The sequence below is a fragment of the Bradyrhizobium sp. F1.13.3 genome (assembly GCF_040548265.1).
GTDB lineage: Bacteria > Pseudomonadota > Alphaproteobacteria > Rhizobiales > Xanthobacteraceae > Bradyrhizobium.
This window is the reverse complement of sequence record NZ_JBEPRI010000011.1, coordinates 114,077-129,347: the sequence shown is the minus strand read 5'-3', so window position 1 is coordinate 129,347 and position 15,271 is coordinate 114,077. Positions and strand designations below refer to the sequence as shown.

General features: G+C 64.3%; 16 protein-coding genes. 10 read left to right on the top strand and 6 right to left on the bottom strand.

Annotation, left to right across the window (positions count from 1 at the left end):
• Positions 1 to 11: 11 nt before the first annotated feature.
• The 7 genes from ABIB66_RS27210 (at position 12) to ABIB66_RS27180 (ending at position 6,835) form a co-directional block, all read left to right on the top strand.
• Entirely contained in the window at positions 12 to 551 is a 540-nt protein-coding gene (locus ABIB66_RS27210) for an HD domain-containing protein (RefSeq protein WP_275172275.1), read from the top strand.
• A 37-nt stretch (positions 552 to 588) separates the two neighbouring features.
• On the top strand, positions 589 to 2,304 hold the full coding sequence (gene ureC, locus ABIB66_RS27205) for an urease subunit alpha (RefSeq protein WP_354209481.1): 1,716 nt from the start codon (positions 589 to 591) through the stop codon (positions 2,302 to 2,304).
• A gap of 142 nt (positions 2,305 to 2,446) precedes the next feature.
• Entirely contained in the window at positions 2,447 to 2,746 is a 300-nt protein-coding gene (locus ABIB66_RS27200) for a putative quinol monooxygenase (protein ID WP_354256205.1), read from the top strand.
• A gap of 14 nt (positions 2,747 to 2,760) precedes the next feature.
• A complete protein-coding gene (locus ABIB66_RS27195) occupies positions 2,761 to 3,378 on the top strand; it encodes an urease accessory protein UreE (RefSeq protein ID WP_354209480.1) in 618 nt (205 codons plus the stop codon).
• The gene (locus tag ABIB66_RS27190; protein WP_354209622.1) at positions 3,359 to 4,087 is read left to right on the top strand and encodes an urease accessory protein UreF; all 729 of its coding nucleotides are present in this window, start codon (positions 3,359 to 3,361) and stop codon (positions 4,085 to 4,087) included. Before ABIB66_RS27195 ends, ABIB66_RS27190 begins: the two co-directional genes overlap by 20 nt.
• A gap of 159 nt (positions 4,088 to 4,246) precedes the next feature.
• Complete coding sequence (gene ureG, locus ABIB66_RS27185) at positions 4,247 to 4,870, top strand: urease accessory protein UreG (protein ID WP_275172272.1); 624 nt, start codon at positions 4,247 to 4,249, stop codon at positions 4,868 to 4,870.
• 297 nt (positions 4,871 to 5,167) lie between these two features.
• Positions 5,168 to 6,835: a CHASE domain-containing protein gene (locus tag ABIB66_RS27180; protein WP_354209479.1), complete on the top strand. Its 1,668-nt coding sequence runs from the start codon at positions 5,168 to 5,170 to the stop codon at positions 6,833 to 6,835.
• On the opposite strand, the gene ABIB66_RS27175 is transcribed toward ABIB66_RS27180, so the two are convergent.
• The 5 genes from ABIB66_RS27175 to ABIB66_RS27155 all read right to left on the bottom strand — a co-directional run bounded on the left by ABIB66_RS27175 (position 6,832) and on the right by ABIB66_RS27155 (position 10,954).
• A complete protein-coding gene (locus ABIB66_RS27175) occupies positions 6,832 to 7,440 on the bottom strand; it encodes a TetR/AcrR family transcriptional regulator (protein ID WP_354209621.1) in 609 nt (202 codons plus the stop codon). The two genes, ABIB66_RS27180 and ABIB66_RS27175, sit on opposite strands and share 4 nt — an antisense overlap.
• 88 nt (positions 7,441 to 7,528) lie before the next feature.
• Entirely contained in the window at positions 7,529 to 8,671 is a 1,143-nt protein-coding gene (locus ABIB66_RS27170) for an OpgC domain-containing protein (RefSeq protein ID WP_354256202.1), read from the bottom strand.
• A 189-nt stretch (positions 8,672 to 8,860) separates the two neighbouring features.
• Entirely contained in the window at positions 8,861 to 9,316 is a 456-nt protein-coding gene (locus tag ABIB66_RS27165; RefSeq protein WP_354209477.1) for a hypothetical protein, read from the bottom strand.
• Between the two features lie 76 nt (positions 9,317 to 9,392).
• A complete protein-coding gene (locus tag ABIB66_RS27160; protein WP_007599824.1) occupies positions 9,393 to 9,764 on the bottom strand; it encodes an ElaB/YgaM/YqjD family protein in 372 nt (123 codons plus the stop codon).
• A 77-nt stretch (positions 9,765 to 9,841) separates the two neighbouring features.
• Complete coding sequence (locus ABIB66_RS27155) at positions 9,842 to 10,954, bottom strand: AI-2E family transporter (RefSeq protein ID WP_354209476.1); 1,113 nt, start codon at positions 10,952 to 10,954, stop codon at positions 9,842 to 9,844.
• A gap of 209 nt (positions 10,955 to 11,163) precedes the next feature.
• On the opposite strand from ABIB66_RS27155, the gene ABIB66_RS27150 reads away from it, so the two are divergent.
• Positions 11,164 to 11,982 carry a L,D-transpeptidase gene (locus ABIB66_RS27150; protein WP_354209475.1) on the top strand — a complete coding sequence of 273 codons (819 nt, stop codon included), beginning with the start codon at positions 11,164 to 11,166 and terminating at the stop codon, positions 11,980 to 11,982.
• Positions 11,983 to 11,999: 17 nt separating this feature from the next.
• Positions 12,000 to 12,653: a DUF2865 domain-containing protein gene (locus ABIB66_RS27145; protein ID WP_354209474.1), complete on the top strand. Its 654-nt coding sequence runs from the start codon at positions 12,000 to 12,002 to the stop codon at positions 12,651 to 12,653.
• 71 nt (positions 12,654 to 12,724) lie between these two features.
• Here the strand turns inward: ABIB66_RS27145 and ABIB66_RS27140 are convergent, their stop codons facing one another.
• Positions 12,725 to 14,818 carry a methyl-accepting chemotaxis protein gene (locus tag ABIB66_RS27140; protein ID WP_354256199.1) on the bottom strand — a complete coding sequence of 698 codons (2,094 nt, stop codon included), beginning with the start codon at positions 14,816 to 14,818 and terminating at the stop codon, positions 12,725 to 12,727.
• A gap of 272 nt (positions 14,819 to 15,090) precedes the next feature.
• On the opposite strand from ABIB66_RS27140, the gene ABIB66_RS27135 reads away from it, so the two are divergent.
• Positions 15,091 to 15,246 carry a Thivi_2564 family membrane protein gene (locus tag ABIB66_RS27135; protein WP_007599832.1) on the top strand — a complete coding sequence of 52 codons (156 nt, stop codon included), beginning with the start codon at positions 15,091 to 15,093 and terminating at the stop codon, positions 15,244 to 15,246.
• Positions 15,247 to 15,271 lie beyond the last annotated feature (25 nt).

Here is a 15,271-nt window from a genome sequence, read left to right as displayed (position 1 = left end):
AGGACTTTGCCATGCTGTCACCTGTCCGCCTCGTCTCCGAAGCCGCCGAACTCGCCGCGCGTCGCCACAACGGGATGGCGCGCAAGGGCCGCGGTCATGAGCCTTACATCAACCACCTCGCCGAAGTCGCGAACCTGCTAGCCACCGCGACCGACGGCGCCGACGCCGAACTCGTTGCAGCCGGCTGGCTGCATGATGCGATCGAGGACACCGACACCACGCGCGAGGAGCTCGCGCAAAAATTCTCCGACCGTGTCGCGTCGCTTGTCGAGGAATGCACCGACGATATGAGCCTGCCTAAGCCGGAGCGGCGGCGGCGTCAGGTGCTCGACGCACCGAAAAAATCGGCTGGCGCCAGGCTGATCAAGATCGCCGACAAGATCAGTAATATCGGCGCGCGCGTACATTCCGATCCGACGGCCGAGGAACGTGACGACCTCGTCGATTACACCGACTGGGCCGAGCAGGTTGTCGCCGGTTGCCGCGGCGACAACTCTTGGATCGATACGACATTCGACGACATGGTGCTTACAGCGAGGACCTCGCTGTGAGCGCCGATCCAACATTCAAACGCAAACGGGGCTTGTGATGTCCGTCAAAATAAAGCGTTCCGTCTATGCCGACATGTTCGGCCCGACCACCGGCGACAAGGTGCGGCTGGCCGACACCGACCTCATCATCGAGGTCGAGAAGGATTTCACCACCTACGGCGAGGAAGTGAAGTTCGGCGGCGGCAAGGTGATCCGCGACGGCATGGGCCAGTCGCAGGTCACCAACAAGCAGGGCGCGGCGGACACCGTCATCACCAATGCGCTGATCGTCGATCACTGGGGCATCGTGAAGGCCGACGTCGCGGTCAAGGATGGCATGATCGCCGGCATCGGCAAGGCCGGCAATCCCGACATTCAGCCGGGAGTCACCATCATCATCGGCCCCGGCACGGACGTGATCGCGGGCGAAGGTAAGATCCTCACCGCCGGCGGCTTCGACAGCCACATCCATTTCATCTGCCCGCAGCAGATCGAGCACGCGCTGATGTCCGGCGTCACCTCGATGCTGGGCGGCGGCACCGGTCCCTCGCATGGCACCTTCGCTACCACCTGTACGCCGGGTCCGTGGCACATGGGGCGGATGATCCAGTCGTTCGACGCCTTCCCGGTCAATATCGGCATCTCCGGCAAGGGTAACGCCTCGCGGCCCGCCGCGCTGGTCGAGATGATCAAGGCCGGCGCCTGTGCGCTGAAGCTGCACGAGGACTGGGGCACGACGCCGGCCGCGATCGACACCTGCCTGTCGGTGGCCGACGACTACGACATCCAGGTGATGATCCACACCGACACGCTCAACGAATCAGGCTTCGTCGAGGATACGATCAAGGCGTTCAAGGGCCGCACCATCCACGCCTTCCACACCGAGGGCGCTGGCGGCGGTCACGCCCCCGATATCATCAAGGTCGCGGGACTGAAGAACGTGCTGCCGTCCTCGACCAATCCGACGCGGCCCTTTACGCGCAACACCATCGACGAGCATCTGGACATGCTGATGGTGTGCCACCACCTCGATCCCTCGATCGCGGAAGATCTCGCGTTCGCCGAAAGCCGCATCCGCAAGGAGACCATCGCGGCCGAGGACATCCTGCATGATCTCGGCGCGCTTTCGATGATCTCCTCGGACTCCCAGGCCATGGGCCGCCTCGGCGAGGTCATCATCCGGACCTGGCAGACCGCCGACAAGATGAAGAAGCAGCGCGGCTCGCTGCCGCAGGACAAGGGCAAGGACAACGACAATTTCCGGGTCAAGCGCTACATCGCCAAATACACCATTAATCCCGCGATCGCCCATGGCGTTTCGAAGCTGATCGGCTCGGTGGAGAAGGGCAAGCTCGCCGATCTCGTGCTGTGGTCGCCGGCCTTCTTCGGCGTCAAGCCGGATTGTGTCGTCAAGGGCGGCATGATCGTCGCCGCTCCCATGGGCGATCCCAACGCCTCGATTCCGACCCCGCAACCGGTGCATTACCAGCCGATGTTCGGCGCCTTCGGCAAGGCGGTGACCGCGTCCTCCGTGGTGTTCACCTCGAAGGCCGCCATCACCGGCGGCCTCGCGCGCAAGCTCGGCATCGACAAGAAGCTCTATGCGGTCCAGAACACCCGCGGCAGGATCTCGAAGAAGAGCATGATCCACAACGACGCCACCCCCAATATCGAGGTCGATCCGGAGACCTATGAGGTCCGCGCCGACGGCGAGCTTTTGACCTGCGCCCCCGCCGAGGTGCTGCCGATGGCGCAGCGATATTTCATGTACTGAAATAGCGCCTCAACGCATGTCTCCGGACCATGTCTTGGTCGCATATCCGGGGGCGGCTTTTCCGGGTTTTGCGTTCGATCCCGCCTGGTCTAAGGTCCCGCCCGGTATCTGAAGCCCAGAAGAAAAGCCGGGAGGATTTCTCGTGATCTACGTCGTCGCCACCTTGACCATCAAGCCTGAAACGCGCGCCGAATTCATTGCAGCCGCCATCGCCTGCATCAAGGAGACCCGGAAAGAGCCCGGCAATATCGCCTATGATCTGCATGAGAGCGTCACCGATCCCGCCAAGATGGTGTTCGTCGAGCAGTGGGAGAATGCCGAGGCGCTGGTGCCGCATCGCGCCATGGAGCACATGAAGACGTTCGGCCGCGTCGCGGTGAAGTGTTTTACGGCGCCGCCAAAAATCGAAGTGATCACGCCCGAGAAGGTCGAGACACGGTAACGGGGTAAAAGCGCATGATCCGGGCGACGCAGGTCAGGGGACAACACCGATTCGCGGAAGCGCCGGCGGATACGGTCGTGCTCGATTTCGACGATCGACACCGCCGCCGCATGGCGATGACGGGGACGCGGGGGCTCGAGTTCCTGCTCGACCTGGAGAATGCCGTCGCGCTGCGCGGCGGCGATGCGCTGGTGTTGGAGGACGGTCGGCTGATCGAGGTGGTCGCCGCTGCCGAACCGCTGCTTGAGATCCGCGGCCACGATCCGCACCACCTCATTCGCGTCGGCTGGCATCTCGGCAATCGCCATCTGCCGACGCAGATCATGGCCAAGGGCCTGCGCATCCGCCGCGACCACGTCATCGAAGCCATGGTGAAGGGCCTCGGCGCGCGCGTGATCGAGATCGAGGCGCCGTTCGATCCCGAGGGCGGCGCCTATGCCGATGCCGGTCATGCGCATGGACACGACGACCACGCGCATCACGATCATGGCGACGATGATCATCACGGTCATGATCACCACCATGGTCATGCCGCACATGGCGACGGTCACGCTCACCATCACCACCACGACGAGCATTGCGATCACCCCGACCATGACCACGGCCACAAGCATGCTCATGACCACAAATGAGCCGGTCGCGGCCCGCGACCTCGCGGAGCGCGAGGCGGCGGCGCTGTACCGGCTGATGACCTGGCTGTCGCCCGCGTTTCCCGTCGGGGGCTTTTCCTACTCCAGCGGCATCGAATGGGCGGTCGAGGCCGGCGACATCACCGACACCGCGTCGCTGGCGGACTGGCTCGATGCGATGCTTCGCGATGGCTCGGGCTTCTGCGATGCGACTTTTCTGGTCCACGCCTATCGCGCCACTGAAGCGGGCGAGGGCGACACCTTGAGCGATATCGCCGAGCTCGCCGCGGCCTTCGTGCCGTCGCGCGAGCGGCAGCTGGAGACGACATCGCAGGGCCGTGCTTTCATCGAGATCGCCCGCGCCGCGTGGGATGCCGACGGGCTGGATGCCATGCTTGCGTCGTGCCGCACGCCATTGGTCTATCCCGTTGCTGTTGGCGTGGTCGCCGCGATGCACGGCGTGCCGCTGGCGCCGACGCTGCACGCCTTCCTGCATGCGCTGGTCTCGAACTGGATTTCCGCGGCCAGCCGGCTCATTCCGCTCGGCCAGACCGACAGCCAACGCGTGCTGGTGAGGCTGGAAGCCGCGGTTGCCGGGACTGCAAATCGTGCGCTGAATGCGACGCTGGACGATCTCGGCGGCGCGACGTTTCGCGCCGACCTCGCCAGCCTGCGGCACGAGACGCAATATACGCGGCTGTTTCGGTCATGAGCGGGGTGCGCAGCTTTCCATCGTCGTCCTGGCGAAAGCCAAGACCCATAACCACGAGTGCGCGTGGCTATGCACAGATGTGGCTCCAGCGTGCCGTGACAATCGGGTTCAGTGGTAATGGGTCCTGGCTTTCGCCAGGACGACAATAGGAAACACTCAATGCCTACTTCCCACGGCCCCTTGCGTGTCGGTGTCGGCGGTCCGGTCGGATCGGGCAAGACCGCGCTGATGGACCTGCTCTGCAAGACCATGCGTGAGCGCTACGACATCGCCGCGATCACCAACGACATCTACACCAAATGGGATGCGGAATTCCTGGTACGCTCGGGCTCGCTGACGCCGGATCGTATTGCAGGGGTCGAGACCGGCGGCTGCCCGCACACCGCGATCCGCGAGGATGCCTCGATGAATCTCGCCGCGGTGGCGGATATGCGCGCCAAGTTTCCCGGGCTCGATCTCGTGCTGATCGAATCCGGCGGTGATAACCTCGCTGCCACTTTTTCCCCGGAGCTTGCCGATCTCACCATTTACGTCATCGACGTGGCGGCCGGCGACAAGATCCCGTCCAAGGGCGGCCCCGGCATCACCCGGTCCGACCTCCTTGTCATCAACAAGATCGACTTGGCGCCCTATGTCGGCGCTTCCCTGGAAAAGATGGAGACGGACGCCAGGCGCATGCGCGGCGAGCGGCCGTTCGTCATGACCAACCTGAAGAAGAGCCAGGGGCTGGACCGCATCATCGGCTTCATTGAGGCCAAAGGCGGCTTGAAACGGGCCGGCTGACCGGCGCGACGACCTAACGCAGGCGTTTCCCCGTTAACGCGTTGGGCAGAGCCGTGTCCGCGGAACAAATTTCGGTCACGGCGATTGATTACCTCCGGTGCCCGGAGCAAATCCGCCCCGGCCGGACCATCGGCTGGGCGGATTTGGGCTTTTCAGGCGACCCAAGTTGCGTATCGATGCCTCCTCCTCCATTATCTCGGCCATTGGGGTTCACCCTGTTTCGGCACGTGCCCGTTCGAGCGGCGTCCATATGCTCCGTGTTTATTGCCGACCTCCTGCTTTCGCCTGAGTAGTCGCGTGGTCAGGCTGGGTTTCATCATCGGCTTCATTGCTCTTCTCGGAGCCCTGCTCTCCGGGCTTGCGGCTTATCGCGTCCACGACCAGGAGCTGGCGCTGGACCGGATCGCGCTGGCGCGCGCGATCGACGTCCATGCCAGCCTGGTCCAGGACCGGCTCACCGAGCGCGAACTGCTCGCGCGGGTTGCCTCCGGCCTGTTCCGGGCGCCGTCGGTGCTCAAGCCCAACATGCTCGAGCCGTTGCGCTCGGCCATCTACGCCTTCAAGACCGATTTCGTGGTGGCGGGCTGGGTCGCCCGCCTGAAGCCGAACGAACTTGCCGCAGCGCAGACCGCCATCGCGAGCGCCGGCTTCCCCAATCCGCGAATCCGCACCTATGACGACAAGCCGATCGATCCGGCAGGTGTCACCCAGCCGATCGACGTGCTGCTGGATCTCGAGCCGCGCAGCAACGAGACCAAGGGGCTGCCCGGCCGCAGTTACGACCAGGATCAGGTGCGCAGCGCCATGCTGACGCGCGCCAGAGTGGAGAAGAGATCGGTTGCCTCAGAACCGGTTGCCCTCCTGCGAGGCGACGGGCCGATCGGCATCATTGTGGCCGCTCCCGTCATCCCCGAGGGCGCAACGGAGCCGGCGGGCTTCATCACATTTTCCTACGAGCTCTCTTCCCTGATGCTGACCAACGACGACATGTCGTTGTTCGCGGTCGCGCTGAAGGATCCGCGCCGGGAGGGTGGCGAACTCGTCGCCAACGATCAAGGCGTGGTCTCGGCCCGAACGACGGCAGCCGATGGGGCGGCGCCGTCGGCGACGCGCACGGTGAGCTTCGGTGGTCGCGACTGGCAGCTCGGCTATTACGCCAAGACCAATTCGGCGCGCCGCGCCGAGCAGACTGCGATCATCGTGGCGGCGATCGGCTTTGCGATCACCGCGATGGTGTGCGGCCTGTTCGGCTATGTCGCCTACAACAATTTGCGGCTCAGCCGGGAAATCCAGGTCAGAATCGGCTTCGAGCGCCGGCTGACGGCCGTCATCGACGAGCTCAACCATCGGGTCAAAAACATCCTGGCGGTGATCCAGTCGATCGTGACCCGTACGCTGCGCCATGGCTCCGACATCGATGTCGCGCGCGAGCTCCTGATCGGCCGCATCCACGCCATGTCCAATGTCGTCTCACTGCTCAGCGAGAGCCAATGGCAGGGCGTCAAGCTGAAGGGCCTGTTCGAGGCGCGCGCCATTCCGCATGCCGACCGCATCGCCGTTACCGGTCCTGATATCGCAGTCAGCGCGCGCGCGGCGCAGAGCCTGTCGCTGCTGTTCTTCGAGCTCGCCTCGCATTCCGACGAGGGCCTGTCGCTGGTCGGCAAGCATCCGCACATCACTGCCAATTGGACGGTGACGAACGAGGGGACCGGCGAGGTCTTCTATTTCCGCTGGGAGGAGTTCAACACCAGCGAAGCGACGCGCCGCCCCGATTCCGATTTCGGCCTGATCCTGCTCGACCGCGTCGCGCCCGAGGCGCTCGGCGGCACCGCCAAGCGCTATTTCACCGATGTCTCCTATGTCTACGAGCTGACCGCGCCGATGGAGACGGTCGAGGACATGACCGAGCGCGACCGCACCGACAAGCTGTCAGCACCGATCCGGCCGCCGCGGAAAGCGCCCTAGATCTTCGGCCGCAGCACGAGGTCAACCAGAGTCCGCGCGTAGGCCGGCGTGATCGGCGCGATGCCGAAGACGTAGCGGTAGAATAGGCCGCCATAGATGGCGTCGTAGAGATCCTGGGGCGGTGCTTCCGCCAGAATGCTGCCGTCGCTCTGGCCCGCGGCGATCATCTCGATCAGCACGTCGCGCCGGAATTGCAGATAGCGGGCGTAGAACAGCTCCGCCGAGCCGGTCTTGGAGATGCATTCGGAGATGACGGCGAGCTGGACCTTGCCGAACTCGCCCTGGAGCGCTTCGGCATAGGCCGCGGCATGGCGGCGTGCGCGCGCGGCGGGGCTGCCCGAGCTTGCAGGCGGCAGCGGCAGCATCTGCGCGGCATGGTGAAGGAAGGCGTCGATCAGCAAGGCTTCGCGGGACGGCCACCATTTGTAGATCGTCATCTTGGAGACGCTGGAGTGGCGCGCGATCGCGTCGATGGTGGTGGCGGCAAGGCCGGTGGTGGCCATCAGCGCATAGGCGCTTTGGAGAATGGCGTTGGCGGTCTCGATCGACCTTGGCCGGCCGCGCCGGGGCGCGGTCTCGGCTCCCTCACCCCCGCCATTCGCCATCACCACGCCCGGTCTCCTCGCGCAATCCGCTGCCGCTCCGCATAGCCCAGCCGTGATGGCCGGCCTAGCGGAATCGGAGGGTGCCGGGTTAGGCCTGCTGCCGCAAGGCCGCGGGCAGGTCCTGCCGCTTCGACCAGGCGATGTAATATGCGACCGCGGCCATCGCCGCGAAGCCGGCCAGACTCACGGCGATCTGCATCACCACCAGATTGGCGCCGGTGATCAGGATGAGATGGCCGGCTAAGGACAGGAATACGCCGACGCAGAACACAGCGAGCCATTCCTCGCCGCATCTGATGACCGCCCGTAGCGATCTCCATTGCAGGCCGGGATGATCGGCCGGGACGAGATGTGTCGCGAGGAAAGCGAGCGCGAGGAAGTGGACCACGCGATAGGGTGCGAGGTTTTCCTTGTCGGTCGGCGTGATGTTGTTGAGCACGATGTCCGGTAGGTAGGCGGCAAGCGCCGGCGAGTGGCGCATCAGCGTGATCGCCATCGCGAATACGAGATAGGCGCCTGCGAGCACGCGCAGCCAGGACAGGCCGTGCAGCGCGCGGCCCGACGCACCGGTCACGGCGAACCAGCCGCCCAGCACCATCAGCATCTGCCAGCAGAACGGGTTGAAGGTCCACTCCTGGTCCGGATAGACCCGGAAATTCCAGTCGAACCAGCGTGCCGCAACGTACAGCGCGACCGATGCCGCAAGCGTCAGGTTCGGCCGCCGCAACAGCCCCCACAGCGCGAACGGAAAGAAGGCCATCAGCGGTATCATCAGCTGTAACAGGTCGAGATTCAGCGGCTCCTCCTGGAGCACGAGGCCGCGCACCAGGATACGCAGCGGGTGCTCGAGAATTCCCGATATGTTGTATTCGTGGATGATCTCGGGCGCCTTGGATTGCGAGGCGACATAGGCGATGGTGTCGATATAGATCACGAATAGCACGACATAGGCGGCATACAGCCGCCAGACGCGGCGAAAGATGCGCGTCGCCGCGACGACGTAGCCGCGCTCCAGTGCTATCCTGCCGTGAATGATCGCGACGCCATAGCCCACCACGAACACGAACAAGTCTGCGGCGCCGCTGAAGCCGAAGTTGCGCAGCGTCAGCAAATTGACGACGTTGTTCGGGATGTGGTCGACGAAAACCGACCAGTTGGCGATGCCGAGCGTCAAATAGAGCCGGGGGTCGTGATGGAATGCGGCGAGGTTCGCCTGGACGGACGGTTTCATCGAAAAAATTGCTTTTGGAATCAGGGGCGCTGCTTTTAACGGCAACCGCCTGCCTATCCGAGTAGCGTTTGCGTGATGGCGCAGGCAAACGGCGCCGGGCGGCGCCAAACTTGGCGCAGGGCCGCCGGTGCCTATTCAATAGATGCGTTCGCGGGACTTGTGACGAAATTTTCTACCTCGCGGTAGCTGCTACTCGGCAGGTTCAGCCGAGGTCTCGTCGGGTAGGCCGGCGCGGCTCGCCATGATTCCGAGGGCGACGCCGCCGATCGCCAGGATCGGCAACAGCCGCTTGATCCCGATGGCGCGAACGATCTGGAGTCCGGTGGCGAGCAGCATGGGGTCCGCGAGCATGCTCGAGGCCGCCGACTTCGAGGCGCGCTCGGCCGCGATATGAGCTTGCTTGCGCAGCTGCCGTTTGTAGACCCAATAGCTTACCGCCGCGGTCAGAGTCAGCAGAAAGAAGATGCCTGCACCGGCGAGGCAGGCCTGCACCGGACCATATTTGTTGAGCACCGAAATGAACGCCGCCGCGCACAGGAAGCACGTGGTGATGAACAGCGCGAACGCCGCGCCTGCTGCCAGCGAGGTCAGCCGCACAGTGGTGCCGGTGGATGCGCTGATCCCGTCAATGATGCGCTGAAACATGGCCTTGCTCCTCAGATCCCACAAGCCGGCACCGGCGGCGCCGCTGCGCCACCGTCTCGATACCCCCTTCGCGACCTCAGCGGCGCCAGGCCGCGCCGATCAGGAAGCCGATGCCGAGCGCGAGCCCCACGGTCGCAAGCGGCCGCTGGCTGATCGCGTCCTCCAGCGTCTCCTCGATCGAGCCGTAGGCTTCCTGTGCCGCGCCCATCATCGCGCTGCCGCGCTCCGACATGTCGTCGATGGCGGAATCCACGTTCTCGCGCGCCTGGCGATAGCCGCGGCGGGCCTGCTTGCCGGATGAGTTGGCGAAAGTATTGAGCGCGTCGGTGATCTGATCGGTGAGGGCGGCGATATCGCTTTTCACGGCTGCTACATCCTTCTCGAGGCGTTCTCGGGTGGCTTTGTCGGTCCAGTCTCTCATCCCGGCTTCGGCATTGGTGGTTGACATCAGGGGCTCCGAGCTGCTGACGGTTGAGACAGCCGGGAAACGTTTCGTCGTCGGGTAAGTTCCGTTCACGGAAACCGTTAGTCCTGCGGGAGCTGCGGCGAATCCTCCGGCAACAGATGCTCCTTCAGGATCAGGGCTACGATCAGGAGCGGCGACGACAGGAACGCACCCATCGGGCCCCACAGCCAGGTCCAGAACGCCAGCGCCAGCAGCACCGCGAGCGCATTGAGCGCCAGCCGCCGGCCGATGATGGTCGGCGTGACGAAATGTCCCTCCAGGAAGGTGATGCCGCCAAAGGCGAGCGCCGCCATCAGGCCGCCGCTGACAGTCGGGAAGGTGACCAGTCCCACCACGACCAGAATGGCGAACATGGCCACCGGTCCGATGATCGGAATGAAATTGAGGGTGGCCGCGAGCGCGCCGAGGCCAGCCGGATTGGGCATTCCGGTGAGCGCGCAGACGATGCCGGCGGCGACGCCGACGCCGACATTGATGAGGGTCACGGTCAAGAGATAGTTGCCGAGATGGACCTCGATCTCATTGAGGATGCGAAGCGTGCGCAGCCGTGCGTCATGATCGCTGAAGGTCATGATCATCGCCCGTCGCAGGTCCCGCCAGCTGGCGATGAACAGGATCAGGGTGACGAAGAACAGCAGGAATTCGGTAAAGGTCGGTGACAGGAATTCGATCGTCGGCTGCACCCACTCGAATTTCGGCATCTGGAGGCTCGGCAATCCCTCCGAGCCGCCGAGCATCGTCTGCAGCTCTCGCCACAGCGCCAGCGGCCGGTCGAACACGTGGACCTTGTCTTTCAACTGCGCGCCGAGTTCGGGCAGGCGCGAGCTCCATTCCATCGCCGGCGAGGCAATCAGCGCGACGATGAAGCCGACTACGGCGGTCACCGCGAACACGATTAGCGCGGCGGCGAGACTCCGCGGCACTTTCTGTTTCTCCAGGAAGGTCGCTGCCGGCGAGAGCATCGTGCCGGTGACGAACGCCATCACCACAGGCAGAAAGAACGCCTTTCCGACATAGAGCACCGCGACGATTGCGATGAGGAGAAGTCCGGCAAGCGAGAAGGCGACGAGCTCGGTGCGGCGGATCACCGGCGGGAGTTCGCCGTGGCTCTCGGGAAGCGGAGTGCCTTCGCCGTTGCCGGAAGTCATACGTTCACTGGGAAGGACGCGCACAATACCTCTCCGGCACGGAGTCTTCGGTCCGCGCGCCCACGACCAGACAAGAACGTCCAAGCCTCCTGCGGGTTCCATCGCGGCTTCGTGAAGAGATGCTCGCTTGACTGTGACGTCGCTGCTGCATCGCGCCGCGGAACTTGTGCCGGTTCGACCGCGTTGATCGAACCAGCGCATCACCCTGATGCGGGCATCCAACGGGGCAGCACATGACGAAGTTCTCTGCAGTCCGACGCCGCTTATCGCCGCGCCGCATCACCGCCTTCGCCTTCGCAACCGCTTTGCTGGCAGTGCCGTTCGGCGCCGCAAGCGCACAAACACTGGGCTACACCTATCCGCAGGACCAGGCCTACCCTCAGGACCAGGGCTATTCGCAGGGTTATGCGAACCAAGTCTATGCGAACCAAGGCTATCCAAACCAAGGCTATGCAAGCCAGAGCGCGCAGGCGCCCGACGAGGATGCCGCGCTGCCCGATCGCCTGCGCAAGCAGATTGTCAGCTTCGATCGGAGCGAGCCGGCCGGTACCATCGTGATCGATACCAACAATACTTATCTTTACTACGTGCTCGGACAGGGCCGCGCCATCCGCTATGGCGTCGGTGTCGGGCGCGAGGGCTTCACCTGGTCGGGCGTGCAGAGCGTCAGCCGCAAGGCGGAATGGCCGGACTGGCATCCGCCTGCTGAGATGATTGCGCGCCAACCCTATCTGCCTCGCTTCGTCGCTGGCGGCCCCGGCAATCCGCTCGGCGCGCGTGCGATGTATCTCGGGTCGAGCGAATACCGCATTCACGGCACCAACGATCCCAGCACGATTGGCAAGTTCGTCTCGTCTGGCTGCATCCGCATGACAAATGAGGACGTCACCGACCTGTTCGGCCGCGTCAATGTCGGCGCCAAAGTCGTTGTGCTGCCGAAGAACGCGCCGCTGATGGCCAAAGGCGGGGATTCCGTGCGCAAGCGTCCGGCCGTGACGGCGCTGCCCTCGGGCCGGCAGGCGCTGAACATTTCGAATTCGGCCGTCAACTAAGCGTCGAGTGAGGTCACATGAAGAGACGTTCGATCGGCAAACTCGCCGGTGGCGCGGCGGCATTCGTCGCCGTTGCCTCCTTCGGCCTCGCGCTGACGCCATCGGCCCATGCGGAGGACTTTTTCTCGGCGCTGTTCGGCGGCTTCCGCGGGCGGCCGGCGCCCGAGATTCGCATGCCGTTCCAGACCGATGACTCGCCGCGCTACGACACGCCGCGCCAGCGGGCATCCTATGGCGGCGGCACGGCCTATTGCGTGCGCGGCTGCGACGGACGTTATTTCCCGGCGCAGGGAAATGATTCCGAGAGCAAGGCGCAATCCTGCAAGAGCTTCTGCCCGGCCTCGGAGACCTCGCTCGTCTATGGCGGCAACATCGACGACGCGACGACGGACAAGGGGAAATCCTATTCCGACTTGCCCAACGCGTTCCGCTATCGCAATGAGATTGTCGCAGGCTGCACCTGCAACGGCAAGGATCCGGTCGGGCTCGCTCAGGTCAAGGTCGACGACGATCCCACCTTGCGCAAGGGCGACATCGTCGCGGGCGCCGACGGTCTGGTGGTCGCCAGCCGCAATGCCAACGACCGCCGCGGCGTCGCAATGAATTTCTCTCCGCTGCCGGATTCGGTGCGCGCAAGATTCCGCCAAGTGCCGGTGGTGGCGAAGGAGTAGCCTCAACGTCGTCCTGGCGAAAGCCAGGACGACACCGAGGATGTGGGCGCGGCTCTCTTTAACGGCCCGTTCTACGCCGCGCGGATCTTGCCGAGGAAGTCGCTGACCTCATGGCCGAGCTGGCGGCTCTGGCTCTCCAGCATCTCGGAGGCGTGCTTCACGTTGTCGGCGGCGGCGGCAGCAGCGTCAGCATCGGATTTGACGCCGGTGATGTTGTCCGAGACGTTCTTGGTGCCCTGCGCCGCAAACTGGGTGCTGCGGGTGATCTCTTGCGTGGCCGCGCCCTGCTCCTGCACGGCGGCAGCGATTGCGGTCGCGACCTCATTCACTTCGCCGATGATGCCGCCGATGGTCTGGATCGCGCTGATGGCGTCGCCCGCGACCTTCTGGATGTCGGCGATCTGCTCGGAGATCTCCTCGGTTGCCTTGGCGGTCTGGCTCGCCAGCGACTTCACCTCGGAGGCGACCACGGCAAAGCCGCGCCCGGCTTCGCCGGCGCGGGCAGCCTCGATCGTGGCGTTGAGCGCGAGCAAATTGGTCTGCTGCGCAATGGTGTTGATCAGGCCGACGACCTCGCCGATGCGGCCGGCCGACTTCTGAAGTCCCTGCACCGTGCCGTCGGTGTCGCGCGCCTGGGTCACGGCGCGGCTGGCGATGCCTGCGGCATGCGCGGCCTGCTGGCTGATGTCGTTGATCGAGGCGCTGAGCTCTTCGGCTGCCGCGGCGACGCTGTCCACGCTCATGGAGGCGTCATTGGAGGCCTTGCCCGCGACCTGCACGCGGTCGTTGGTCTGCCGCGACACCGCAGAGAGATCGCCCGAGGTCTTGCGCATTTCGCCGGAGGCTTCGCTCAATTCGCCGAGCGTCTTGCGCACCGCGCCCTCGAACTCGCCGACATAGGTCTCGACCGCGCGTTGGCGCGCGGAGGCGCCCGCATTGCGTTCGCGCTCCTGCGCCTCGATCTTGAGCTTCTCGTTGGCCTGCTGCTTGAAGGTCTCCAGCGCGCCGGCAAGCGCGCCGATCTCATCGTTGCGATCGAGATAGCCGCTATCGACGGCAAGGTCGCCGCCGGCGACCTTCAGCATGGCGTCCCGGATGGTGTTGAGCGGAGTGATGACGCGGCGATTGACCAGCATGATCGCGCCGACGGCAAGCCCCACGGCGAGCGCCAGCAGCGTCAGCTGCACGATCAGTGCGCGCTCTGCGGCGCCGCGCTGCTCCTGCGTGTGGATCTTGGCAGCATCGAGCGCACCTTCTGCCACTGCGACCGCGCTCGCCATGCGGCCGACCGTGAGCGGGCTCCATTGGTTCGCCGTCATCTCGGGCTTCTCACCCTTGACCAGCGCGTCGGCGAGACGGTCGCGCAAGGCCAGATATTGCGGCTCGAAATAGGAGGTCTTGGCGGCCGCCATCGCGGAGGCGAGCCCAGCCGGCAACTGCATGCCGGACGTCGACAACTCCAGCGCCTTCCACATCGCGCTCGTGCCGCCGACATGTTGGGTATAAGCGTAGCGGCCTTCCGGCGTGATCTTGCCGGCGGCCAGTCCGGTCGAGACGATCAGCGACGCCTCGCCCGCGGTGTTGCGGAGCAGCCAGGCGTTCTGCTTGATCGACAGGAGCTGGTCGATCGCTGCGTCCAGGTGATTGACGGTGGTGGCCAAGGTGTTCGAGAGCTTGTCGAGCGTGTCGAGCAGGCCCTGCGTCGTCTCCATGTATTCCTTGGGCAGGCTGGCGCGGCGCTGGTCCTTCGGCTTGGCGACATCCTCCCAGAACTGCTTCTGCTCTTCGGTCAGCAATTTGAACAGACGCGCGAGCTCCGGTACCAGGGTGCCCGACTGCGGGAAGTCCATACTGGGCAGCAGCTGGAGCGCGCGCGCCATGGCGGGCATTTGGGCATCGCGCAGGGCGCGCAGATATTTCTCGATCTCGCCGTCCATCGGCTCGGTCGCGTTCAGGAGACGGACCGTGGTCGAGCGGTCGGTGCGTAGATTGTGCATCGCCTTGAACAGATCGGCGGACGTGTCGGCGATCTGCGAAATGCGGTTGGCGGTCTTCAGGCGATCCCAGGACTCGTAGGCGGTGAGCGAGAGTGCGATCACCACGCAGATCGATGTGATCGCGATCACCGCCTTCAGCAGCGCGGATACGGTCAGACGATTCAGCATCGAAGTCCCCCAATTCCCATTACAAAGTTCGTGAAATCGCCCCGGGCAACATCGGAAAAGAGGGGCACGCAAGACCAGGCAATCGCATGCCGTTTGTGGCTCAGGGGCCAAACGGTGTCTGCATCTGAAAGGAAAAGGGTAAAATTTTAGGCAGGCCGGCTGACGGTAGAAGTACGGAATTACTAGAAGTTGCAGAGGGTTGCCTCAATGGAACCGGCGCGGGAGTTGTGCGTTAAGAAGCGTCAGCAACTGGCCTAATGGGGGTCCTAACAATGTTGGTCGGCGTCCTCGTCACCTTTCTCGTCGTCATTCTCGTACTTTACCTCATCAACATGCTGCCGATGGACGGCCGCGCCAAGCAGATCGCGCGCGTGGTCGTCATCATTATCGGTATCGTGTCGCTGCTGAAATATCTGGCAGTGTTCTAGCGGGAGCGTAGCTGCCGCAACGAAA